Origin of the sequence: Streptomyces sp. SM18 (assembly GCF_002910775.2) — a bacterium.
GTDB classification, from domain to species: Bacteria; Actinomycetota; Actinomycetes; order Streptomycetales; family Streptomycetaceae; genus Streptomyces; species Streptomyces halstedii.
Genome location: NZ_CP029342.1, coordinates 4,701,275 through 4,721,907, shown reverse-complemented (window position 1 = coordinate 4,721,907; position 20,633 = coordinate 4,701,275). Strand labels below are relative to the sequence as shown.

At 70.2% G+C, this 20,633-nt stretch carries 21 protein-coding genes; 13 read left to right on the top strand and 8 right to left on the bottom strand.

All coding sequences use genetic code 11. The annotated features are described in order from the left end of the window. Positions 1 to 249 precede the first annotated feature (249 nt). The 5 genes from B9S64_RS21510 to B9S64_RS21490 all read left to right on the top strand — a co-directional run bounded on the left by B9S64_RS21510 (position 250) and on the right by B9S64_RS21490 (position 3,739). On the top strand, positions 250 to 1,116 hold the full coding sequence (locus tag B9S64_RS21510; RefSeq protein ID WP_103492632.1) for a hypothetical protein: 867 nt from the start codon (positions 250 to 252) through the stop codon (positions 1,114 to 1,116). Beyond that, positions 1,113 to 1,724, top strand: a complete 612-nt coding sequence (locus B9S64_RS21505) for a hypothetical protein (RefSeq protein ID WP_103492633.1) — start codon at positions 1,113 to 1,115, stop codon at positions 1,722 to 1,724. Before B9S64_RS21510 ends, B9S64_RS21505 begins: the two co-directional genes overlap by 4 nt. Next, positions 1,721 to 2,269, top strand: coding sequence for a hypothetical protein (locus B9S64_RS21500; protein ID WP_103492634.1), 549 nt, complete (start codon positions 1,721 to 1,723; stop codon positions 2,267 to 2,269). The genes B9S64_RS21505 and B9S64_RS21500 overlap by 4 nt, the downstream gene beginning before the upstream one ends. After that, positions 2,266 to 2,862: a hypothetical protein gene (locus B9S64_RS21495; protein WP_103492635.1), complete on the top strand. Its 597-nt coding sequence runs from the start codon at positions 2,266 to 2,268 to the stop codon at positions 2,860 to 2,862. Before B9S64_RS21500 ends, B9S64_RS21495 begins: the two co-directional genes overlap by 4 nt. A gap of 265 nt (positions 2,863 to 3,127) precedes the next feature. Beyond that, entirely contained in the window at positions 3,128 to 3,739 is a 612-nt protein-coding gene (locus B9S64_RS21490) for a dihydrofolate reductase family protein (RefSeq protein ID WP_103492636.1), read from the top strand. 403 nt (positions 3,740 to 4,142) lie between these two features. Here B9S64_RS21490 and B9S64_RS21485 read toward each other — a convergent pair whose 3' ends face one another. The 3 genes from B9S64_RS21485 to ychF form a co-directional block, all read right to left on the bottom strand. Further along, a complete protein-coding gene (locus tag B9S64_RS21485; RefSeq protein WP_103492637.1) occupies positions 4,143 to 4,559 on the bottom strand; it encodes a PIN domain nuclease in 417 nt (138 codons plus the stop codon). After that, positions 4,556 to 4,807 carry a type II toxin-antitoxin system VapB family antitoxin gene (locus tag B9S64_RS21480; RefSeq protein ID WP_103492638.1) on the bottom strand — a complete coding sequence of 84 codons (252 nt, stop codon included), beginning with the start codon at positions 4,805 to 4,807 and terminating at the stop codon, positions 4,556 to 4,558. Before B9S64_RS21480 ends, B9S64_RS21485 begins: the two co-directional genes overlap by 4 nt. Before the next feature lie 528 nt (positions 4,808 to 5,335). Next, a complete protein-coding gene (ychF, locus tag B9S64_RS21475; RefSeq protein ID WP_103492639.1) occupies positions 5,336 to 6,424 on the bottom strand; it encodes a redox-regulated ATPase YchF in 1,089 nt (362 codons plus the stop codon). A gap of 310 nt (positions 6,425 to 6,734) precedes the next feature. Here ychF and B9S64_RS21470 point away from each other — a divergent pair, with 310 nt between their 5' ends. Then, entirely contained in the window at positions 6,735 to 7,349 is a 615-nt protein-coding gene (locus tag B9S64_RS21470; protein WP_181012392.1) for a DUF6542 domain-containing protein, read from the top strand. Positions 7,350 to 7,497: 148 nt separating this feature from the next. Here the strand turns inward: B9S64_RS21470 and ppgK are convergent, their stop codons facing one another. Both ppgK and B9S64_RS21460 read right to left on the bottom strand, forming a co-directional pair. Further along, positions 7,498 to 8,235 carry a polyphosphate--glucose phosphotransferase gene (gene ppgK / locus B9S64_RS21465; protein WP_103492640.1) on the bottom strand — a complete coding sequence of 246 codons (738 nt, stop codon included), beginning with the start codon at positions 8,233 to 8,235 and terminating at the stop codon, positions 7,498 to 7,500. A 106-nt stretch (positions 8,236 to 8,341) separates the two neighbouring features. After that, positions 8,342 to 9,331 carry a 4-hydroxy-3-methylbut-2-enyl diphosphate reductase gene (locus B9S64_RS21460; RefSeq protein ID WP_176712157.1) on the bottom strand — a complete coding sequence of 330 codons (990 nt, stop codon included), beginning with the start codon at positions 9,329 to 9,331 and terminating at the stop codon, positions 8,342 to 8,344. A gap of 108 nt (positions 9,332 to 9,439) precedes the next feature. On the opposite strand from B9S64_RS21460, the gene B9S64_RS21455 reads away from it, so the two are divergent. The 4 genes from B9S64_RS21455 to B9S64_RS21440 all read left to right on the top strand — a co-directional run bounded on the left by B9S64_RS21455 (position 9,440) and on the right by B9S64_RS21440 (position 13,640). After that, positions 9,440 to 10,783: an APC family permease gene (locus B9S64_RS21455; protein WP_103492641.1), complete on the top strand. Its 1,344-nt coding sequence runs from the start codon at positions 9,440 to 9,442 to the stop codon at positions 10,781 to 10,783. 128 nt (positions 10,784 to 10,911) lie between these two features. Continuing rightward, a complete protein-coding gene (gene xseA / locus B9S64_RS21450; protein WP_030627900.1) occupies positions 10,912 to 12,123 on the top strand; it encodes an exodeoxyribonuclease VII large subunit in 1,212 nt (403 codons plus the stop codon). A gap of 129 nt (positions 12,124 to 12,252) precedes the next feature. Further along, positions 12,253 to 12,528 carry an exodeoxyribonuclease VII small subunit gene (locus B9S64_RS21445; protein ID WP_103492642.1) on the top strand — a complete coding sequence of 92 codons (276 nt, stop codon included), beginning with the start codon at positions 12,253 to 12,255 and terminating at the stop codon, positions 12,526 to 12,528. Positions 12,529 to 13,049: 521 nt separating this feature from the next. Next, entirely contained in the window at positions 13,050 to 13,640 is a 591-nt protein-coding gene (locus B9S64_RS21440; protein WP_103492643.1) for a malonic semialdehyde reductase, read from the top strand. Between the two features lie 184 nt (positions 13,641 to 13,824). Here B9S64_RS21440 and B9S64_RS21435 read toward each other — a convergent pair whose 3' ends face one another. Continuing rightward, positions 13,825 to 14,502, bottom strand: coding sequence for a DUF4245 domain-containing protein (locus B9S64_RS21435; protein ID WP_181012393.1), 678 nt, complete (start codon positions 14,500 to 14,502; stop codon positions 13,825 to 13,827). Positions 14,503 to 14,592: 90 nt separating this feature from the next. On the opposite strand from B9S64_RS21435, the gene glpX reads away from it, so the two are divergent. Beyond that, positions 14,593 to 15,624 carry a class II fructose-bisphosphatase gene (gene glpX / locus B9S64_RS21430; RefSeq protein WP_028438989.1) on the top strand — a complete coding sequence of 344 codons (1,032 nt, stop codon included), beginning with the start codon at positions 14,593 to 14,595 and terminating at the stop codon, positions 15,622 to 15,624. 187 nt (positions 15,625 to 15,811) lie between these two features. Here the strand turns inward: glpX and B9S64_RS21425 are convergent, their stop codons facing one another. Next, the gene (locus B9S64_RS21425; RefSeq protein WP_093528471.1) at positions 15,812 to 16,171 is read right to left on the bottom strand and encodes a WhiB family transcriptional regulator; all 360 of its coding nucleotides are present in this window, start codon (positions 16,169 to 16,171) and stop codon (positions 15,812 to 15,814) included. A 157-nt stretch (positions 16,172 to 16,328) separates the two neighbouring features. Beyond that, entirely contained in the window at positions 16,329 to 17,018 is a 690-nt protein-coding gene (locus B9S64_RS21420; protein WP_103492645.1) for a DUF1707 domain-containing protein, read from the bottom strand. A gap of 296 nt (positions 17,019 to 17,314) precedes the next feature. Between B9S64_RS21420 and B9S64_RS21415 the strand changes: the two genes are divergently transcribed. Together B9S64_RS21415 and B9S64_RS21410 are read left to right on the top strand one after the other, a co-directional pair. After that, the gene (locus B9S64_RS21415) at positions 17,315 to 18,982 is read left to right on the top strand and encodes a fumarate hydratase (protein ID WP_181012394.1); all 1,668 of its coding nucleotides are present in this window, start codon (positions 17,315 to 17,317) and stop codon (positions 18,980 to 18,982) included. Between the two features lie 206 nt (positions 18,983 to 19,188). Beyond that, the gene (locus tag B9S64_RS21410) at positions 19,189 to 20,592 is read left to right on the top strand and encodes an aspartate ammonia-lyase (protein WP_103492647.1); all 1,404 of its coding nucleotides are present in this window, start codon (positions 19,189 to 19,191) and stop codon (positions 20,590 to 20,592) included. Positions 20,593 to 20,633: the final 41 nt, after the last annotated feature.

The following is a 20,633-nucleotide window of genomic DNA, read 5'->3' as shown; positions in this document are numbered from 1 at the left end:
ACGAGAGCCCTCACTTCTGTTCGCCCTTGACGCCGCGCCCCGGTCCGACCACCCTCAGAAGCACAGAAGCACAACTGACCGACTGTCTGGGACCGAGCGGGCACGGGGCGGGACCGGGCCGCGGTAAAAGCAAACCGGGCACCGCCGCAGCCCCGGCGACCAAGTCCCTTGTGAGGCAACACAGTCCGGCCGACAGCAACAACCGCACTGCACACCGTGACGATCCCGATCCGGCAGGAAGGGACGGACATGCGACAGAAGGAACGGGCCAAGCCCGCTCAGCAGTTGCCGGGCCGCCCCGCCGCTGTGTGGCAGCACGTCGCAGAGTGCCCGGTCACGGACCTCGTGCGGCCGCAGGAGGTGCCGTGGCCGGAATCCGTCGAGGAAGTCGCGAAGTGGGAGGACCCGGACGGTTTGGGCAAGGTCGAACTCCACTACACACCGGCGTTCTGGGCGCTCCTCCCTCTCACAGCGCTCGGCTACCTGGCCTGGGGCACGGTCACGCACCCCGGGGGGCACGACTGGGTCGGAACGGTGTTCGGCGAGACCGTCCACGGCCCGCCGTGGAGCCACTGGTTCGTCTGGGCCATCGTCGGGATCTGGCTGCTCATCGCTCTCGGTGTGCTTGCCCTCCGTACGAACCTGGCCTCCGAGGTCCGCAAGGACAATCAGTGGATCTTCGAGCACGGGACGGCGCACACGATCCACCGCTCCCCGTTCACGCACGACGGAGGCGAGGGCTTCACCTCACCCACGTTCATCGCGATCGACCATCGCATCGACGACGCACAGGCCGCCCGGATCCACCAGGCGCTGTACGCCTGGCTGTCGGACGGGACCGTGCAGGAGCAACTGAGCCGCCGGACCCTGCGGCGACCGCAGGGAGTGATCGCAGCGCAGGAGATCTTCGGCCCGGAGGCCACCGGTGGCTACTACGTCGAGTCCGTCCCCGGGCTCGGCTCCGCCGACGACTTCGAGGCGCACCGGTGGGCACTCATCACCGAGCCCCGTGACGAGCAGAGCGAGCCGAACGTCACCACGGTGCCGTGCGGGAAGAAGCTGCGGCGGATCCGCTCGAAACTCCGCCGGAGGGCAGCACGGAGGAGCGGGCAATGACATGGCTCGACCGGAAGCTCCGGCTCCACAACGCTGATGACCAGACCGCGGACTGGATGGCGAAGGCACGCACGCCCGAGAGTCGTATGCGCATCCGGCGCTGGTCGCGGATGGAGACGATCGGCGTGGTGGCGGCGCTGTGCGGTGTCTCGCTGCTCCTCCTCGCCCCGATCGCGACGCTCGCGTGCGCCGTCTGGTTCGGCGTCGCAGGCATCGATCGCACAGACGTGTACTGGTGGTTGTGGGGCATCGCCGCCGGGGTGCCGCTCGTCGGAGCCGCCCTGATGGCCGTGAGCAGTCGTGAGCGTCTCACAGCCTGCTTCGCGGACGGGTATGTGTCGACAGGCCGAGTCGACAGGGTGATCGAGTGCCCCGGCGACGACGACCCCGTGTCGTACGAGCTGAGGGTCAGCGCCGAGCTGTCCGACGGAGTCGTCCTGCGCCGGAAGGTGTACCTGGGCGGGGGCAACCCTCGTCGGCGGACCGGAACACCGATCCGCTTCCGTCACAACTCCCTGGATCCCGACGACGTGTACGACGCTCTGTTCGACAGGTTCCCCGGCGCGGACGCGAAGGCGGCGCGACACGCACGGAAGCCGGCAGCATGAGCCTCGCGAGGACCCCTAAGACCCGGGTACGGATCCGCCGGTGGGAGCGCTGGGAAAGCGCCTCCCGGTGGATCCTGCTGGTCGGTGCCGTGGCGTTCGTCGCGGCGGTACCTGTCGGCATCGGGCTCGCCGTCTGGTTCTGGGTCGCGGGCGTCGACCGGTACGGCGTCTTCGCCTGGCTGTACGGATCGAGCGTCGGGGTCCTGCTCATCGGGTCCGCCCTCGACGCCTACACCGGCCCCCGGCTCGCGGAGGCCCGGTTCGCCGACGGGCTGTGCACGGTCGGCGTCGTCGAGGAGGTCATCGAGTTGCCTCAGAACGACACGGACGGGAACCCGACCTACGACCTCGCCGTTCGCGCCGAGCTACCGGGAGGGCCCACGCTCCGGCGCACCATCGGTTGGGGATCGGGAGACTCGTCGGGACCGGACCATCGCTGGGTCGGTCGGGCGATCCGCTTCCGCCACACCGCTCTCGACCCCGACGCCGAGCACGACGTGCTCTTCGACGGATGGCCCGACGACACCGAGGAGAGCCGCCGATGAGTTTGAGACGCCCTGGCACACCGTTCCAGCCGAAAAAGGAGCGATTCGCCGAGGGGCGCTTCGCCGTCGGCGTGATCGAGCAGGCGATCGAGGAGGGCCCCAGTGATGTGCAGGGCCCGGACACGCTCGTGATCAGGGCCGACGTGCCGGGGCACGGGAGCATCCGCCGGCGGGTGATCTGCCCGTTGTCGATGCCTGGTAGTGGACGCGGCCTGGTCGGACAGGCCGTCGGCCTCCGGCATGTCACCAACGACCCCGATGACATGGACGACGTCCTCGTCGTCCGGTGGCCGTCCGAGGTCGCCAGGGCCCTGCAACCGTTTCGCCCCGAGGGGCCCGGGGCGGGGCGCGCCCGGGCATGGAGGTTTCTCGCTCAGTGCGCTGCCGTTGTCACTGCGGGAGGAATCCTGCTGACCGTGGTGATGCTCATCGGCGTGGTGTGCAGCGCCGGCGAGCTGTTCGCCGATCTCCCGGCGTGGTTCCGGCCCTGGGAGGTGCTCGCTGCGAGTGCGGGCGCGGCGGTACTGGGGCCGCTCGCGTTCGCCTTCTGCGGTGCCCGCGTGACAACGGCGCTCTCTCGCTCCGGCGCATGAACCCCACCCCCACGCCGACCATGCGTACGGGATAGAGCTCGTGGTGACGCATGGTGACTCATGGAGGGGCTGGCCGGCCTGCTGCGCCGAGGCCGGCCCCATACGGCGATCACGGTGAGTGTCCGTCTGATCACGTGACACTCACACCTTCAACGGCTTCGCGATGTCGCGATGAGTTCGGCCGCCTCTGCCAGTCTGTACATGCGTCGTACGGTCCGAATGCCCTTACGACAACCCGCAACTGTCTGCTTTGAGAGAGAAGCTGATGTCCGACACCACCTGCCATATGTCGATCTCGCTCGACGGCTTCGTCGCCGGACCCGAGCAGAGCCGGGACGATCCGCTGGGCAAGCGCGGCCAGGAGCTGCACGGCTGGCACATCGGCGACCCGCGCGCGACCGACGCCGACCAGACGGCCAACAGCTGGTTGATGCGTCCCCGTGGCGCCTATGTCATGGGCCGCAACATGTTCGGGCCGGTCCGAGGCGAGTGGGACGAGGCGTGGGACGGATGGTGGGGCCCCGAGCCCCCCTACCACGCCCCGGTCTTCGTCCTCACCCGCTACGCCCACGAACCGATCAAAATGGAGGGAGGGACCACCTTCCACTTCGTCACCGAAGGCTTCGACGCCGCTTACGCGCAGGCGCTCGAAGCCGCCGACGGCAGGGGCGTGGACATCGCCGGTGGCGCCTCGACGGTTCGGCAGGCACTCAACGCCGGCGTGATCGATGAACTCACCCTCGACATCGCACCCGTCCTACTCGGCAGCGGCGAGCGCATCTTCGACGACGTCGAGACCTTCGATTTCGAACCCGTCGAGGTGCTCCACTCACCGCTGACCACGCATATCCGCTACCGCAGACGCACCACCGGCTGAGCACCGACCGGGCCTTCGCCCGTCTCGATCGCGGATCTCCCGAGAAACAGCAGGCTTCCTGAGCAACCGGGGACGGCGACCCGCGCAGTCGCCGTCCCACTGACGGGACGGCCAGGAGGGCAACGTCCTGGCCGGCGTCTGCCACCGACAAAGGGATCACCTCGACGCCCGGGGGCGTACCTGCCGAACCTCTCAGGCTCTTGACCAGCGCCGCGTACAGACGAGGCGACTCAAAAACGGAGAACCTACTCCACCGCTGCGGGCACTGGTGTACGAATACTCGAATCTCGCATCACCACCCACCTACGCCGTTGAGCAGATCCGCGACGCCCCGGGTCAACAACGCTCCGGCTCCATCTCCGCCCATCGAGGCACTCGCTGGCACGGCATGCGGCGTTCCCGGTCAGTCGGCGGTGCCGGGCTCCACGACCCACTCGGCTCGCACCCCGCTCACCGAGGCGATCATGTCGAAGTCGCCGTCGTAGTGGAGGACCGTGGCCCCATGCCGTTCTGCGGTTGCCGCGATGAGGACGTCGGCCAGCGACAGCGCCCGGTGAAAGCCGGCGTTCAGCGCCAGCGCCTGGATCGTGAGCGCCTGCTCGAACTCCTCGTCGTTGCAGGGCAAGTAGTCGAAACCACGGAGCAGGGTACGCAGGCGCAGCGCCTCGGGCTTTCCACGCGCCGAGTACAGAACCTCATACTCGGTCGGGGCGCACACTGCTAGGAGTCCATCGCGGTCCAGTACATCCAGCCGCGCCCGCACCGCCGATTTGCCCCGGCGGGCCAGCGCGGACTTGTCGATGAGGTAGCGCCCTTTCACGCCGCCGAAGCCCCGTCTTCGCGCTTAAGCGAGCCGTCCGGGTTCCGCGGCCCCGTCTGCGACCGGATCTCCGCAAACACGTCATCAAACTCACCATCGTCAATGGCATCGAACAGCTCCCGGCGCAGCCGCAGCCTCACCCCCTCCTCCATGGCCGCCCGCACTGCGGCGGCCTTCGTCCTCGCCCCATACACCCGCATCGCCTGCTCGACGATGTCCTCGTCCAGATCGATCACAGTCCTGGCCATCAGTTGTCCCCTTCACAGCTCGACGCTCCAACAACGATATCAATTTGGAGTAAGAAATGGCATCAAAATGCTGGAGCGTGTCGAGGGTGCCTCGATCAGAGCCGAGAGCACGACCTGGACTGGTTGATCAGCTTTCCGATCGGCGAGCAACCCTGGACGAGACCCTGTACGAACTCCCTGACCTGGTACTCGGCGAACGAATCGACGCCGTGTTGCAGGAGCGGCCACCCCGCAAGACATTGGAAGCCGGCAAGAACGAACCCGGGCACGGCAGGCTGCGCTCCCCGCGACGATCGGCTCGTAGTCTCGGGAGGCCTCGTCAGAGTGGAACCTGGCACCGGCGGCGCATCCGCGTCCCAGTGCAAACCCAGCACGGTACGGATGACCAGGGGTGACGACAGGTGACGAGGGGTCAGTCATCCCAGCACCATCCCAGCACGGGAAAACGCAAAGGGCCCGACCCTGAAGAGTCGGACCCCATCTGACCTGCACGTTTGCCAGATCAGCGACGCGGTGTTACGTCACCCGCTACACGTTGAAGCGGAACTCCACCACGTCGCCGTCCTGCATGACGTAGTCCTTGCCCTCCATGCGGGCCTTGCCCTTGGCGCGGGCTTCGGCGACCGAGCCCGTCTCGACCAGGTCCTCGAAGGAGATGATCTCCGCCTTGATGAAGCCCTTCTGGAAGTCGGTGTGGATCACACCGGCCGCCTCGGGGGCCGTGGCGCCCTTCTTGATCGTCCAAGCGCGGGCTTCCTTCGGTCCTGCCGTGAGGTAGGTCTGCAGGCCCAGGGTGGCGAAGCCGACGCGGCCGAGGGTGGCCAGGCCCGGCTCTTCCTGGCCCATCGACTGGAGGAGTTCGAGGGCCTCGTCGTCGTCCAGCTCGATCAGCTCGGACTCGATCTTGGCGTTGAGGAAGATGGCCTCGGCCGGGGCGACCAGGGCGCGCTGCTCGTTTTTGAAGTCCTCGTCGACCAGCTCGTCCTCGTCGACGTTGAAGACGTACAGGAAGGGCTTCGTGGTGAGCAGGTGCAGCTCGTGCAGGAGGCGGCCCGTCTCGGTGCCGGCGGTGATGCCCCGGGAGAACAGGGTGTCGCCCGCCTCCAGGATCTTCTGCGCCTCCTCGACGGCGGCGAGGACCGCGACCTTGTCCTTCTGGAGGCGGGCCTCCTTCGTCAGGCGCGGGACGGCCTTCTCGACGGACTGGAGGTCGGCGAGGATCAGCTCGGTGTTGATCGTCTCGATGTCGTCCTTGGGCGAGACCTTGCCGTCGACGTGGACGACGTTCTCGTCCTTGAAGGCGCGGATGACCTGGCAGATCGCGTCGGACTCGCGGATGTTCGCGAGGAACTTGTTACCCAGGCCCTCGCCCTCGCTCGCACCGCGCACGATGCCCGCGATGTCCACGAAGTCGACCGTGGCCGGGAGGATCCGCTGCGAGCCGAAGACCGTGGCGAGCGTGTCCAGGCGCGGGTCCGGGACGCCGACCACGCCGACGTTCGGCTCGATCGTGGCGAACGGGTAGTTGGCCGCCAGCACGTCGTTCTTGGTCAGGGCGTTGAACAGGGTCGACTTGCCGACATTCGGCAGGCCGACGATTCCGATCGTGAGCGACACTTTGGCGACTTCCTGGAGTGTGAGGAGGGGCCCTTGAGGAGGCGGGCCGGGAGGGGACCGATTCTCCAGTTTACGGGCGGGCCAGGGCGGCCGGTCACGGGTCCGGCGAGGGAGGCTCATCGACGACGGTGGACGGGGAACCGGGGTGGGGCCGGCGGTGCGACCCTCGGCCGGACAGGCTTCCCGTAGGTGCGCTCGATCACCCCAAACGGTCACATTTCGGCCGAGTGGCATCGAACACAGTGCCAAGGTCGGCCAAAGCGCGTGTCCCGCACCGGGAAGCGCATGCCACTCGCCCTAGGTTGTCACGGTGGAGCAGCACAGGACTCGTACCCCGCAGCGCAGGCAGCCCTCGGCGCCCGAGCAGGCCCCGGCCGTGGCCGCGGGCGGCCTCGGTGAGAGCGCGGCCGGCTATCCGGTGACGGTGGAGGTCACCCCTGCGGTGTCGCGCCCGCGGCCCCGGTCCGGGCCGCTCGCACCCTTCGTGCTCGCGCTGCGCAGATTCCCCAACCCCCGGCTGACCGGCATCGGCGCTGGGCTCTTCGCCGCCGCCGCGATGTTCCTGCTGGCCTGCCTGGACCAACTGCTCCTGGACGGTTCGGAGGTCGTCTACGGGGTGCTGTTCCTCCCCGTGAGCGCGCTGACCGCCCTCTGGGTGCGGCCCGCCGACCTGGTCACCGCACCGATCAGCGTGCCCATCGCCTTCGCCGTGGGAGTCGTTCCCATCGCCGGGGGCTCGGGCGGCTTCGGCGGGCAGGCCATGGCGGTCGTCACCGCGCTGGCCGTCCAGGCCGGCTGGCTGTACGGCGGCACGCTCGTCGCCGGGCTCATCGCCTCCGTACGCAAGGTACGGCGCATGCGGGAGCGGCAGCGGCATCAGGCGAGGGCAGCCGCCGCCCAGGGCGCGCGTCGCCCCCGCCCGTAGGAACCGCGGCCGGGGCCCTGCGGGATCCAGGTGGATCCAGGTCGATCCGGGCCGATCCCGAGCAGATCCGGGCCGGGGTCCTGGTGAGTCCGGTCCCCCCTGTGCGTGCGGCCTCCTTGTGCGTCCGGTCCCGGTCACCCGGTACGGATCAGGCCTCCGCCGCCGCCATGGCCGCGCCCACGATGCCCGCGTTGTTCTGGAGCTGCGCCGGGACCATCTCCGCGCGTACGTGCTCGATGTGGGGCAGGAACTTCTCCGCCTTGCGGCTGACGCCCCCGCCGATGATGAACAGCTCCGGGGAGAACAGCATCTCGACGTGGACCAGGTACTTCTGCACTCGGTGCGCCCAGTGGCCCCAGCTGAGGTCCTCGTCCTCCTTGGCCTTGGTGGACGCGCGCTTCTCCGCGTCGTGCCCGTGCAGCTCCAGGTGGCCGAGCTCGGTGTTGGGGACGAGCCGCCCGTCCGTGAAGACGGCGCTGCCGATGCCCGTGCCGAGGGTCAGCACGATCACCGTGCCCTTGCGGCCGCGTCCCGCGCCGAAGGTCATCTCGGCCACGCCCGCCGCGTCGGCGTCGTTGAGGATCGTGACCGGCTGGCCGATGCGGTCGCTGAGCAGTGTGCGGGCGTCGGTGTCGATCCAGGACTTGTCCACGTTGGCCGCGCTCCGGGTGATCCCGCCGGTGACCACTCCAGGGAACGTGATGCCGACCGGGCCCTTCCAGTCGAAGTGGCCGACGACCTCGGCCACACCACCGGCCACGCTGTCGGGCGTGGCCGGGCGCGGTGTCAGTACCTTGTGGCGCTCGTGCGCCAGCTCTCCCCGGTCCAGGTCCACGGGAGCGCCCTTGATCCCTGATCCGCCGATATCCACACCGAAGATCTCCATGGATCCACGGTACGGGCAGCGGGCCCCGCGCACTCCCCAAGCCCGTAGAACGGGCGGGGCACCCTCCCAGGGCCCCCGGTCACCCCCCGCCCGTCACTTCCGCCCGTCACTTCCCGGAAAGTTCGGCGGCCTCGGCGCGCAGGTCGCGGCGGAGCTCCTTGGGCAGGGAGAAGGTGATCGACTCGTCCGCCGTCTTGACCGTCTCCACGTCCCCGTACCCGCGCTCGGCGAGCCATTCGAGCACCCCGTCGACCAGGACGTCCGGGACCGAGGCCCCGGAGGTGAGGCCGACCGTGGTGACGCCCTCCAGCCAGGCCTCGTCGATCTCGGCGGCGAAGTCCACCAGGTACGCGGCGGGCGCGCCCGCGTCCAGGGCCACCTCGACCATGCGGATCGAGTTCGAGGAGTTCTTGGAGCCGACGACGATGACGAGCTCGGCCTCCTCGCTGAGCTTCTTGACCGCGACCTGGCGGTTCTGCGTGGCGTAGCAGATGTCGTCGCTCGGCGGGGAGAGGAGGTTGGGGAACTTCTGCTTGAGGGCGCCGACCGTCTCCATCGTCTCGTCGACGGACAGCGTGGTCTGGGAGAGCCAGACGACCTTCGACTCGTCTCGCACCTCGACGTTCGCGACGTCCTCGGGGCCGTCGACCAGCGTGATGTGGTCGGGCGCCTCGCCGCTGGTGCCGATGACCTCCTCGTGGCCGTCGTGGCCGATCAGCAGGATGTCGTAGTCGTCCTTGGCGTACCGGACGGCCTCCTTGTGGACCTTGGTGACCAGGGGGCAGGTCGCGTCGATCGTGGCGAGCTTCCGCTCGGCGGCCTCCGCGTGGACGGTGGGCGCGACGCCGTGCGCGGAGAACATCACGATGGAGCCCTCGGGCACCTCGTCCGTCTGTTCGACGAAGATCGCGCCCTTCTTCTCCAGCGTCTGCACGACGTACTTGTTGTGCACGATCTCGTGGCGGACGTAGATCGGGGCCCCGTACTGCTCCAGGGCCTTCTCGACGGCGATCACGGCACGGTCCACGCCCGCGCAGTAGCCACGGGGTGCGGCGAGCAGGACACGGCGGGCAGGAGTTGCAGTCATGCGACCCATCGTAAGGCCGTGCGGGCCGTGTCGGAGAGGCGCGGGACGGCCGGGGGTCGGGAGACTGGTGCGTACGTGATCGAGCGACTGCGTACGCGATCGAGCGACGGAGGGTTCATGGCCGGCAGCAGTACGGAGCGGACGGGGCTGCACAGGACGCTCGGGTTCAGAGACCTGGTGGTCTACGGGTTGCTGTTCATCGCCCCGATGGCCCCGGTCGGCGTGTTCGGCACGCTGGACGCGAAGTCGGACGGCGCGGTGGCGCTCGTCTACCTCGTGGCCACCGTCGTGATGGCCTTCACCGCCTTCAGCTACGCGCAGATGGTCCGGGTCGCCCCGATGGCCGGTTCGGTGTTCGCCTACGCGCGCAAGGGGCTCGGGCAGGGGCCCGGCTTCATCGCGGGGTGGATGGCGATGCTGGACTACCTGCTCATCCCCGCCGTCGCCTACCTCTTCTCCGGGATCGCGATGAACGCGCTCGTCCCGGAGGTGTCGCAGTGGGTGTGGACGGCGATCGCGGTCGTCGTGACCACGGCGCTCAACCTCTGGGGCGTACGGACGGCGGCCCGGGTGGGTTTCGCGGTGCTCGCCATGGAGATCGTGGTGCTGGCGGTGTTCGTGGGGGCGGCGGCGGCCGTACTCGTCCGGGACGGGGCACGGCGCGGCTGGCTGACGCCGCTGGCCGGGGACACCCATTTCTCGATGACGGCGGTGCTGGGGGCGGTGTCCGTCGCGGTGCTGTCGTATCTGGGCTTCGACGCGATCGCCTCGTTCGCCGAGGAGGTGACGGGGGGCTCGGCGAAGGTGGCCCGCGCGGTGCTGTTCTGCCTGGTGCTGGCGGGGACGCTGTTCGTGGTCCAGTCGTATCTGGCGGCGCTGCTGGAGCCGGTGTCCTCCGCGGAGCTGGCGGCCGACCCGGCGAAGCAGGGGTCCGCGTTCTACGACACGGTGGACGCCTCGGTCGGGACCTGGCTGCACGACCTGGTGGCCGTCAGCAAGGCGATCGGGGCGGCCTTCGCGGCGCTGGCCGGGCAGGCGGCGGCCGGGCGGCTGGTCTTCGCGATGGCCCGGGAGCGGCGGCTTCCCTCGGTGCTGTCCCGGGTGGACCCGAAGTCCGGGGTGCCCCGGGTGGCGATCCTGGGTGCGGCGATCGTGACGATGGTGGCGGCGGTGTGGGCGGCCCGGAGCGCCGACGGGCTCGATCATCTGGTGTCCGTGGTGGACATCGGGGCGCTGACCGCGTTCGTCCTGCTGCACGCGTCGGTGGTGGGCTGGTTCGCCGTACGCCGGATGGAGGGGCCGCCGAGCTGGTGGCGGCACGTGCTGGTGCCGGTGGTGGGCGCGGGTGTGCTGATCGCGGTGATCTGGGAGGCCACGACCAGTGCCCAGATCGTCGGGCTGTGCTGGCTGGCGGTGGGCCTGGTGGTGCTCGCGTTCCAGTGGCGCCGCCGGGCGGCCTGACCGGGGCGCGCCTCGGGCGGGGCCTGGCCGTGGGCGACCCCGGGTGAGCCCCGACGGTGGGAGGCCTCGGGCCGCAGGCGGCCCCGGTTGGGGCCTGGATGTCGGTGGCGGCCGTTACGCTCGCCCGTATGGCTCTCACTACGTCACCGGAAGCCCCGCTGCCCGTCGGCGACGTGTCGCGGCTGATCGGCGGGTGGATCGACCGGCTCGGGGCGGTCTGGGTCGAGGGGCAGATCACCCAGCTGTCGCGGCGGCCCGGCGCCGGGGTGGTCTTCCTGACGCTGCGCGACCCGTCCCATGACATCTCGGTGAGCGTGACCTGCTTCCGCCAGGTGTTCGACCGGATCGCCGATGTGGTGACCGAGGGCGCGCGGGTCGTCGTCCTCGCCAAGCCCGAGTGGTACGCGCCCCGGGGCCAGTTGTCCCTCCGGGCCACGGAGATACGCCCCGTGGGCATCGGCGAGCTGCTCGTGCGGCTGGAGCAGCTGAAGAAGTCGCTGGCCGCCGAGGGACTGTTCGCCCTGGACCGCAAGCGGCCGCTGCCGTTCCTGCCGCAGCTGATCGGCCTGGTCTGCGGCCGGGCCTCGGCCGCCGAACGCGACGTCCTGGAGAACGCCCGGCGGCGCTGGCCGGCCGTGCGGTTCGAGGTGCGCAACACCGCCGTCCAGGGGGTGCACGCGGTGAACCAGGTCGTCCAGGCGGTGCGGGAGCTGGACGGGATGCCCGGCGTCGATGTCATCGTGGTCGCGCGGGGCGGCGGCAGCGTGGAGGACCTGTTGCCGTTCTCCGACGAGCAGTTGATCAGGGCGGTGGCCGCGTGCCGTACGCCGGTGGTCTCGGCGATCGGCCATGAACCCGACTCCCCGCTGCTCGACCTGGTGGCCGATCTGCGGGCCTCGACGCCGACGGACGCGGCGAAGAAGATCGTGCCGGACGTGGGTGAGGAGCTGGACCGGGTCCAGCAGTTGAGGGACCGGGCGCTGCGGACCGTGCGGGGTCTGCTGGACCGGGAGGAGCGTGGGCTGGCGCACGCGCTGGGCCGTCCCTCGATGGAACACCCGCGGCGGATGGTGGACGAACGCGAGGCGGAGGTGGACGCGCTGGTCGGCCGGAGCCGCCGGGTGCTGGGGCATCTGCTGGACCGCGCGGACTCGGAGCTGGCGCACACGCGGGCCCGGGTGGTGGCGCTGTCCCCCGCGGCGACGCTGGAGCGGGGGTACGCGGTGCTCCAGCGGCCGGACGGGCATGTGGTGCGCTCCCCCGCCGATGCCGGGGCACCGGGCGAGGAGTTGCGGGCGCGGGTGTCGGACGGCGAGTTCACGGTGCGGGTGGAGGGGTGAGCGGCTCACGGTCGCGCCCGGGTGGGCGGCGCGGAGCGTCGTCGTCGAACGGCGGCAGTGCGGCAGGACGAGACGTGGGGCGTCGGGAGCCCGCTCTCCGGTGCGAAGGAGGTCGTTAGGGTGAATGACATGACGGACGAGGGGACGGCGGCTGTGGCCGAGACGGGCACGCTCGGCTACGAGCAGGCGCGCGACGAACTGATCGAGGTCGTGCGCCGCCTGGAGGCGGGCGGCACGACGCTGGAGGAGTCGCTGGCCCTGTGGGAGCGCGGCGAGGAGCTGGCGAAGGTGTGCCGGCACTGGCTGGAGGGGGCCCGCGCCCGGCTGGACGCGGCGCTGGCCGGCCCGCCGGAGAAGCCTGTGGAGGGCGGCGCCGGTGGCGGCGACGGGGAGAGTTCGGACTGAGCTGATCCGCCTCTGCCGGGCGCTGGTCCGCCGCCGTCAGGCGGGCCTCCCCGGGCTACCGGGCCCTGGTTCGCCACCGTCGGCCGAGCCCCGCTACCGGGCCCTGGCCCCGCGCTACCCGGCCCTGGTCCGCCGCCGGACCCCGGTGCCGACGGGCGACGCCCGGCTGACGGGACGCCCGGCCGACTCGCGCCGTGTTTCGGGCGGCGGCCACACCACCACCGCTCGTCCCCAGAGCTCTCACTCCCGCCCCGCCCGTTCCGTGGCCCCGCGGGCCGTTGCGGACTTCCGGGGCTTCTCTTCCGTACCACGTCCCCCGTGCCTCGGAGGGCTGTGCCGCCACGGCCGCCCGGGACGTGTGGCGCAAGGGGCCTGGCCAGGGTGGATGACGAGGTCGGGGGCGGTCCGGGAGGCGTACGGGCGGTGAGTCACCTCACATCGATTTAGTTGAAGTTTAATCTATCTCTCGGTTACGGTGATCCAGTTGCTCGACCGTAGTTATCCGGAAGGTAGTTCCACAGATGTCCCTCATCCTTGACCCCACCGCCCAGGACCTCCTCTTCCGAGAGGCACGCACCGCCAACACCTTCACGGACGAGCCGGTGACCGACGAGCAGGTCCAGGCGATCTACGACCTGGTCAAGTACGGCCCGACCGCCTTCAACCAGTCGCCGCTGCGGATCGTCCTGGTCCGCTCGACCGAGGGCCGCGAGCGCCTCGTGCGGCACATGGCCGAGGGCAACCAGGCCAAGACCTCCACCGCCCCGCTCGTCGCGCTGCTCGTCGCGGACAACGAGTTCCACGAGGAACTGCCCGCGCTCCTGCCCCACTTCCCGCAGGCCAAGGACGCGTTCTTCTCCGAGCGCCCGGTCCGCGAGCAGGCCGCCGCGCTGAACGCCTCGCTCCAGGCCGCCTACTTCATCATCGGCGTCCGCGCCGCGGGCCTGGCCGCCGGTCCGATGACCGGGTACGACGCCGCGGGCATCGAGAAGGAGTTCCTGGACGGCGACCACAAGCTCCTCATGGTCGTCAACATCGGCAAGCCCGGCGAGGACGCCTGGTTCCCGCGCCTGCCGCGCCTGTCCTACGACGAGGTCGTCACGACCGTCTGATCCTCCCGGCCCCACCCCGCCACCGAGGACCATCGGACCCCGGACCATTCGGATCCCCGAGCGGACCCGGGGTGGGCGCACCGGCACGACGAAGGCCCCGCGATGTCGATGTCGCGGGGCCTTCGGCATGCCGTGTGCGGGCGGTATGGGCACTACGCACCACGGGGAGGTACGGGCGCCACGGTCAGGAAGCCGCAGGCGCCTTCGACGGGTCGGTGGACGCGCCGGAGGACGACTCGGTGGCCGGTTCGGAGGACGCGGAGGGCGCCGAGGGGTCCTCGGCGGGCTCCGGAGCCGTTTCGAGGGCCTCGGCCATCTCCACCAGCCGGCCGGTGGGCGCCGAGCCGGTGACCACGGTCGTCACCCCTTCGGCGTGCAGCACGAGCGCGTCGTACTTGGGGCCCTTCCAGACCTCCCACTCCTGCCCGGCGACCTCTCGCGTCTGTCCGGTGTTCTTGGCGTCCTGGCTGACCACGGGCACGTACTTCTTGGCCGGGGCCGTCGACTGCTCCACCGCCACGTACCGCCGGTCCGGGTCCAGGTAGCCGAGGTGCCAGCCGGAGCCGTTGTGCCCCTGGTACGAGACCGAGGTCGCCTTCCAGCCCTCGGGGAGCCCGGCCGGGGCCGCCACCGGGTACGGCGCCGCGCGCCTCGCGGTGGCGAGTTCGACCCGGTAGTCGACCGCCTTGATCGGGTCGGCCTCCTCGTCGTGCGGGATGAAGATGTAGGCGACACCCGCCACTGCGGTGATCACGAGCATCGACAGGAACATGTCCCGGACGGTCTGCTTGCCTCGCTTGCTTGCCACGGGGTCAATGGTGGCATGGGCCCTCGGACGGCCGTCCGGCGGGCGTCCGCTCATCCGTGACCCGCTCTGCTCATTTTATAGACCTACCGATAGAGTCACAGCACCCTCTTTTCCGGTCGTCGTCGTACAGAAAGGTGCGCTCCGATGTCCGAGCATCATCTGCCGTCCCAGCTCGAGGTCTCCCCGGAAGCCCCGGACCGCAACCTGGCCCTGGAACTCGTCCGGGTCACCGAGGCCGCCGCCATGGCCGCCGGGCGCTGGGTCGGCCGCGGCGACAAGATCGGCGCCGACGGCGCCGCGGTGAAGGCCATGCGCACCCTCGTCTCCACCGTCTCGATGAACGGCGTCGTCGTCATCGGTGAAGGCGAGAAGGACGAGGCCCCCATGCTGTTCAACGGCGAACGGGTCGGTGACGGGACCGGTGCCGAGGTCGACATCGCCGTCGACCCGATCGACGGCACGACCCTCAACGCCAAGGGCATGCCGAACGCGATCGCCGTCCTGGCGGCCGCCGACCGCGGGGCGATGTTCGACCCCTCCGCGGTCTTCTACATGGACAAGCTGGTCACCGGCCCCGAGGCCGCCGACTTCGTCGACATCGACGCGCCCGTGTCGGTGAACATCCGGCGGGTGGCCAGGGCCAAGAACTCGGCGCCCGAGGACGTCACGGTCGTCGTCCTCGACCGCCCCCGGCACGAAGGCATCGTCAAGGAGATCCGCGAGACGGGCGCCCGGATCAGGTTCATCTCCGACGGGGACGTGGCCGGCTCGATCATGGCGGCCCGCGAGGGGACCGGCGTGGACCTGCTCATGGGCATCGGCGGCACCCCCGAGGGGATCATCTCGGCGTGCGCCATAAAGTGCCTCGGCGGCGTCATCCAGGGCAAGCTCTGGCCGAAGGACGAGGCCGAACGCCGCAAGGCGCTGGACGCCGGGCACGACCTGGACCGGGTGCTCTCCACCGACGACCTCGTCAGCGGGGACAACGTGTTCTTCGTGGCCACCGGCATCACCGACGGTGAGCTCCTGCGCGGTGTGCGGTACCGCTCGGAGACGGCCACCACCGAGTCCCTGGTGATGCGGTCCAAGTCGGGCACGATCCGCAGAATCGATTCCACCCACCGGTTGTCGAAGCTGCGCGCCTACAGCGCGATCGACTTCGACCGGGCCAAGTAGCTCCGGTCCGGGGCCCCTCCGCCTTCCGGCTCCGGTCCTGGCCGGATCACCGACCCCGCCACCCGCGACCCCGCCGGCTCTCACGCCGCGTCGGGGCGCGGCGGGCGGCGGTACGGGACAGGTGGCGGCACGGCACGAGCGGCAGTACGGGAGGCGTGGCGGTACAGGGCGGCCCCGCGGGCCGGTGTCAGCCCGCCGCGGCGATACGGGAGGCCGTGAGCTCGATGTCGCGCCTGCGCCTCCGGGCCAGCACCACGCGCCGTTCGGCGGCGGTGAGGCCGCCCCAGACGCCGTACGGCTCGGGCTGTATCAGCGCGTGCTCCCGGCACTCCACCATCACCGGACAGCGTGCGCAGACCTGCTTCGCGGCCTCCTCACGGGACAGCCGGGCGGCGGTCGGCTCCTTCGACGGGGCGAAGAACAGCCCGGCTTCGTCCCGGCGGCACACCGCCTCCGCATGCCAGGGACCCGCCTGATCCTCCCGCGCGGAAAGGCGCTGGGACGGCACAGCGGCGACCTGCAGGGGCTGATGCGGCGGTTGCAGCACGGTCCACTCCTGACGACGGCTTCGCGAGCGAGAGACGATGCAGCAGTCCCTACCCGCTGTACGCACGCCTATGCACTGAGTGGCCCCGCGACCCGGCATCCGTAATGCGTTCCGATCGCCTTCTGGCTGGAATGCGATCGGAATCGGCCGGGCCGGCTCAGCGGCCGAGGTGTTTGCGCAACTGCTGGTGGAGATTGGCAATCAGCTTGCCACGCTTGGGTTTTGCCTCGACATTCCCGAATACGGAATAGCCGTTCACCACGACCACCGGGGCTTCAGGGTCGGCCGATTCCAGTGTGTCGACCTCGAAATTGCCGAAAATACCCGTGCCGCTGCCGTGCAGCGAGATGTTCTCCGGCACCTTGACCTCGACGCTGCCGAAGATCGACGTGGCGTTGATGACGGTCAGACGCTGACCGAAAAGGGCCTCGGTCAGGTCGATCTCGACGCTTCCGAACAGGGCGAAGGCGTTCGTCCGGCCGCCCACCCGCCAACGGCCCCTGCGTGTCGAGCTGCTGAAGACGGCCACCAGGTTCTCGGCGGGGCCGGACGGCGCCTCGGGGCCGTAGGTGTAGGGCGAGGCGGTCTGCCGGCCGGGGGCGGGTCCGGCCGCCGGAAGGTCACGCACCAGCGGTTCCAGCTCGCCCACCGTCTTCGCCCGGTAGACCAGGTCGACCCGCTCGGCGTGTTCGTCGGCGGTCAGCCGGCCCTCCGCCATGGCCTCCCGCAGGATGTCCGCGATCCGGTCGCGGTCCGCGTCCGAGGCACGGATGCCCACGGGTTCGGGCCCGGCGGGCGCGGGACCGGCCGGAGCGACGGGCTGCTGGGGCTGCTTTTCGAGGTCCACCGCCCCAGACTACCCAAACGCGATAGATCGCGACCAGTACCCGGACCGCCGTCGCTCGGGATCCGGCTGCCACCGCCCTGCCACCGGCAAGCGGAACCCTGCCCTCCGCGACCCGCGTTCGACCCTCGGGTCCGCCCCCGGCGTCCGGGGCCCCGCGCCCGTCCCCGTACCCGCTCCCGCGGGCCCGGCCCTGGTGAGCCTTACCTCACAAGCCCGGCGGACCCGCGTCGCTCTACTCTGGTGGGTGCGCTGCCCGAGGGAGGTCAGCCGCTGTCGCCGAGTGAGGAATGGCCGTAATGCCAGAGTTTGCGTACTCCGACCTGCTTCCCCTGGGAGAGGACACCACACCGTACCGGCTGGTGACCTCCGAGGGCGTCTCGACCTTCGAGGCCGACGGCCGTACGTTCCTCAAGGTGACTCCGGAGGCCCTGCGCACGCTGGCCGCCGAGGCCATGCACGACATCTCGCACTATCTGCGCCCCTCCCATCTGGCACAGCTGCGGCGCATCGTGGACGACCCGGAGGCCTCCTCGAACGACAAGTTCGTGGCGCTGGACCTCCTGAAGAACGCGAACATCGCCGCCGCGGGTGTCCTGCCGATGTGCCAGGACACCGGCACGGCGATCGTCATGGGCAAGCGCGGGCAGGACGTACTGACCGAGGGCGGTGACGAAGAGGCCCTGTCGCGGGGCGTCTTCGACGCGTACACCAAGCTCAACCTGCGCTATTCGCAGATGGCCCCGCTGACCATGTGGGACGAGAAGAACACCGGGTCGAACCTGCCGGCGCAGATCGAGCTGTACGCCACCGACGGCGGCGCCTACAAGTTCCTCTTCATGGCGAAGGGCGGCGGCTCGGCCAACAAGTCGTTCCTCTACCAGGAGACCAAGGCGGTCCTCAACGAGGCCTCCATGATGCGGTTCCTGGAGGAGAAGATCCGCTCGCTGGGTACGGCCGCCTGCCCGCCGTACCACCTGGCGATCGTCGTCGGCGGTACGTCGGCCGAGTTCGCGCTGAAGACCGCCAAGTACGCCTCCGCGCACTACCTGGACGAGCTGCCCGCCGAGGGGTCCCCGACCGGCCACGGGTTCCGGGACAAGGACCTGGAGCAGAAGGTCTTCGAGCTGACGCAGAAGATCGGTATCGGCGCGCAGTTCGGCGGCAAGTACTTCTGCCACGACGTGCGGGTGGTCCGCCTCCCCCGGCACGGGGCCTCGCTGCCCGTCGCCATCGCCGTGTCCTGCTCGGCCGACCGCCAGGCGACCGCGAAGATCACCGCCGAGGGCGTCTTCCTGGAGCAGTTGGAGAAGGACCCGGCGCGCTTCCTCCCGGACACCACCGACGAGCAGCTCGAAGCCGACGGTGACGTCGTGCGCGTCGACCTGAACCGGCCGATGGACGAGATCCTCGCCGAGCTCACCAAGTACCCGGTCAAGACGCGGCTCTCGCTGACCGGCCCGCTGGTCGTGGCCCGGGACATCGCGCACGCCAAGATCAAGGAGCGGCTGGACGCGGGCGAGGAGATGCCGCGGTACCTGAAGGACCACCCGGTGTACTACGCGGGCCCGGCGAAGACCCCCGAGGGGTACGCGTCCGGTTCCTTCGGCCCGACCACGGCCGGCCGCATGGACAGTTACGTCGCCCAGTTCCAGGCGGCGGGCGGCTCCAAGGTGATGCTCGCCAAGGGCAACCGGTCCAAGCAGGTCACGGACGCCTGCGACGCGCACGGCGGCTTCTACCTGGGCTCGATCGGCGGCCCGGCGGCCCGGCTGGCGCAGGACTGCATCAAGAAGGTCGAGGTCGTCGAGTACGAGGAGCTCGGCATGGAGGCGGTGTGGCGGATCGAGGTCGAGGACTTCCCCGCGTTCGTCGTCGTGGACGACAAGGGCAACGACTTCTTCACCGAGCCGGCCCCCGCGCCGACCTTCACCAGCATTCCGGTGCGCGGCCCCGGTCTGGGCTGACGCGCCCCACCGCTTCCACCACCGCGGGGGTGTTCCGGTCGCGGCCGGAACGCCCCCGCGGCGTTTCCCGGCACCGGGCCGTCCGGCCCGGCTCGCCGCGTTCCTGACGGCCCGTCGGCGCGCCCCCGGTATTTACTGGCGGCGGTGGCTCCGGGAATACGCGGCGCGCACCGCACGCTCATCTCCATCAGGAGGGTTGATACACCATGGACGGATCGGCCGAGGACACGGAGTACCGCGTCGAGCACGACTCGATGGGCGAGGTGAAAGTCCCCGCGCACGCCAAGTGGCGGGCGCAGACACAGCGCGCCGTGGAGAATTTCCCGATTTCCGGACAACGTCTGGAACGGGCCCATATCGAGGCGCTGGGCCGGATCAAGGCCGCCGCGGCCAAGGTCAACGCCGAACTGAAGGTGCTGGACGCGGACATCGCGGACGCCATTCAGGAAGCCGCCGCCGAGGTGGTGGCGGGGTGGTGGGACGAGCATTTCCCGGTGGACGTCTTCCAGACGGGTTCGGGCACCTCCTCCAACATGAACACCAACGAGGTGCTGGCCACGCTCGCGACGGAGCGGCTGGGCCGCCCGGTCCATCCCAACGACCACGTCAACGCCTCGCAGTCGTCCAACGACGTGTTCCCCTCGTCGATCCACATCGCCGCGACCGCGTCCGTCCGTACGGACCTGATCCCGGCCCTGGAGCACCTGGCCGCCTCGCTGGAGCGGAAATCAGCCGAATTCGCGGACGTCGTGAAGGCGGGCCGTACGCACCTGATGGACGCCACCCCGGTCACCCTGGGGCAGGAGTTCGGCGGCTACGCGGCGCAGATCCGGTACGGCGTCGAGCGGCTGACCGCCTCGCTGCCCCGGCTCGCCGAACTGCCCCTCGGCGGTACGGCGGTGGGCACCGGCATCAACACCCCGCCCGGTTTCTCCGCCGCCGTGATCGCCGAGGTCGCCCGTACGACGGGCCTCCCGCTCACCGAGGCCCGCGACCACTTCGAGGCGCAGGGTGCCCGTGACGGGCTGGTCGAGGCGTCCGGTCAGCTGCGGACCGTGGCCGTCTCCCTCACCAAGATCTGCAACGACCTGCGCTGGATGGCGTCCGGTCCGCGCACCGGGCTGGCGGAGATCGTCCTGCCGGACCTCCAGCCCGGTTCGTCGATCATGCCGGGCAAGGTCAACCCGGTGGTCCCGGAGGCCGTGCTGATGGTCGCCGCCCAGGTCGTCGGCAACGACGCCACCGTCGCCGCGGCCGGGGCCGCGGGCAACTTCGAACTCAACGTGATGCTCCCGGTGATGGCGCGGAACCTGCTGGAGTCGGTGCGGCTGCTCGCCAACGCCTCCCGGCTGCTCGCCGACCGCACGGTGGACGGCGTCACGGCCGACGCCGGACGGGCCCGGCGGTACGCGGAGTCCTCACCGTCGGTCGTGACCCCGCTGAACAGGTACATCGGCTACGAGGAGGCGGCGAAGGTCGCCAAGAAGTCCCTCGCCGAGGGCACCACGATCCGGGAGACCGTGCTGGCGGAAGGGTACGTCGAACGCGGCGAGCTGACGCTGGAACAGCTCGACGACGCCCTGGACGTGTTGCGTATGACCCGGCCGTGACCTGTCCCGTACCGCGCGGGCGTCCGCGTCCCTAAGATCTC

Coding starts and splice junctions, on each gene's coding strand:
- B9S64_RS21510 (WP_103492632.1), top strand. CDS start 250: ATGCGACAGAAGGAACGGGCCAAGCCCGCTCAGCAGTTGCCGGGCCGC.
- B9S64_RS21505 (WP_103492633.1), top strand. CDS start 1,113: ATGACATGGCTCGACCGGAAGCTCCGGCTCCACAACGCTGATGACCAG.
- B9S64_RS21500 (WP_103492634.1), top strand. CDS start 1,721: ATGAGCCTCGCGAGGACCCCTAAGACCCGGGTACGGATCCGCCGGTGG.
- B9S64_RS21495 (WP_103492635.1), top strand. CDS start 2,266: ATGAGTTTGAGACGCCCTGGCACACCGTTCCAGCCGAAAAAGGAGCGA.
- B9S64_RS21490 (WP_103492636.1), top strand. CDS start 3,128: ATGTCCGACACCACCTGCCATATGTCGATCTCGCTCGACGGCTTCGTC.
- B9S64_RS21480 (WP_103492638.1), bottom strand. CDS start 4,807: ATGGCCAGGACTGTGATCGATCTGGACGAGGACATCGTCGAGCAGGCG.
- ppgK (WP_103492640.1), bottom strand. CDS start 8,235: ATGGAGATCTTCGGTGTGGATATCGGCGGATCAGGGATCAAGGGCGCT.
- B9S64_RS21460 (WP_176712157.1), bottom strand. CDS start 9,331: ATGGGTCGCATGACTGCAACTCCTGCCCGCCGTGTCCTGCTCGCCGCA.
- B9S64_RS21455 (WP_103492641.1), top strand. CDS start 9,440: ATGGCCGGCAGCAGTACGGAGCGGACGGGGCTGCACAGGACGCTCGGG.
- xseA (WP_030627900.1), top strand. CDS start 10,912: ATGGCTCTCACTACGTCACCGGAAGCCCCGCTGCCCGTCGGCGACGTG.
- B9S64_RS21445 (WP_103492642.1), top strand. CDS start 12,253: ATGACGGACGAGGGGACGGCGGCTGTGGCCGAGACGGGCACGCTCGGC.
- B9S64_RS21440 (WP_103492643.1), top strand. CDS start 13,050: ATGTCCCTCATCCTTGACCCCACCGCCCAGGACCTCCTCTTCCGAGAG.
- B9S64_RS21435 (WP_181012393.1), bottom strand. CDS start 14,502: ATGAGCGGACGCCCGCCGGACGGCCGTCCGAGGGCCCATGCCACCATT.
- glpX (WP_028438989.1), top strand. CDS start 14,593: ATGTCCGAGCATCATCTGCCGTCCCAGCTCGAGGTCTCCCCGGAAGCC.
- B9S64_RS21415 (WP_181012394.1), top strand. CDS start 17,315: ATGCCAGAGTTTGCGTACTCCGACCTGCTTCCCCTGGGAGAGGACACC.
- B9S64_RS21410 (WP_103492647.1), top strand. CDS start 19,189: ATGGACGGATCGGCCGAGGACACGGAGTACCGCGTCGAGCACGACTCG.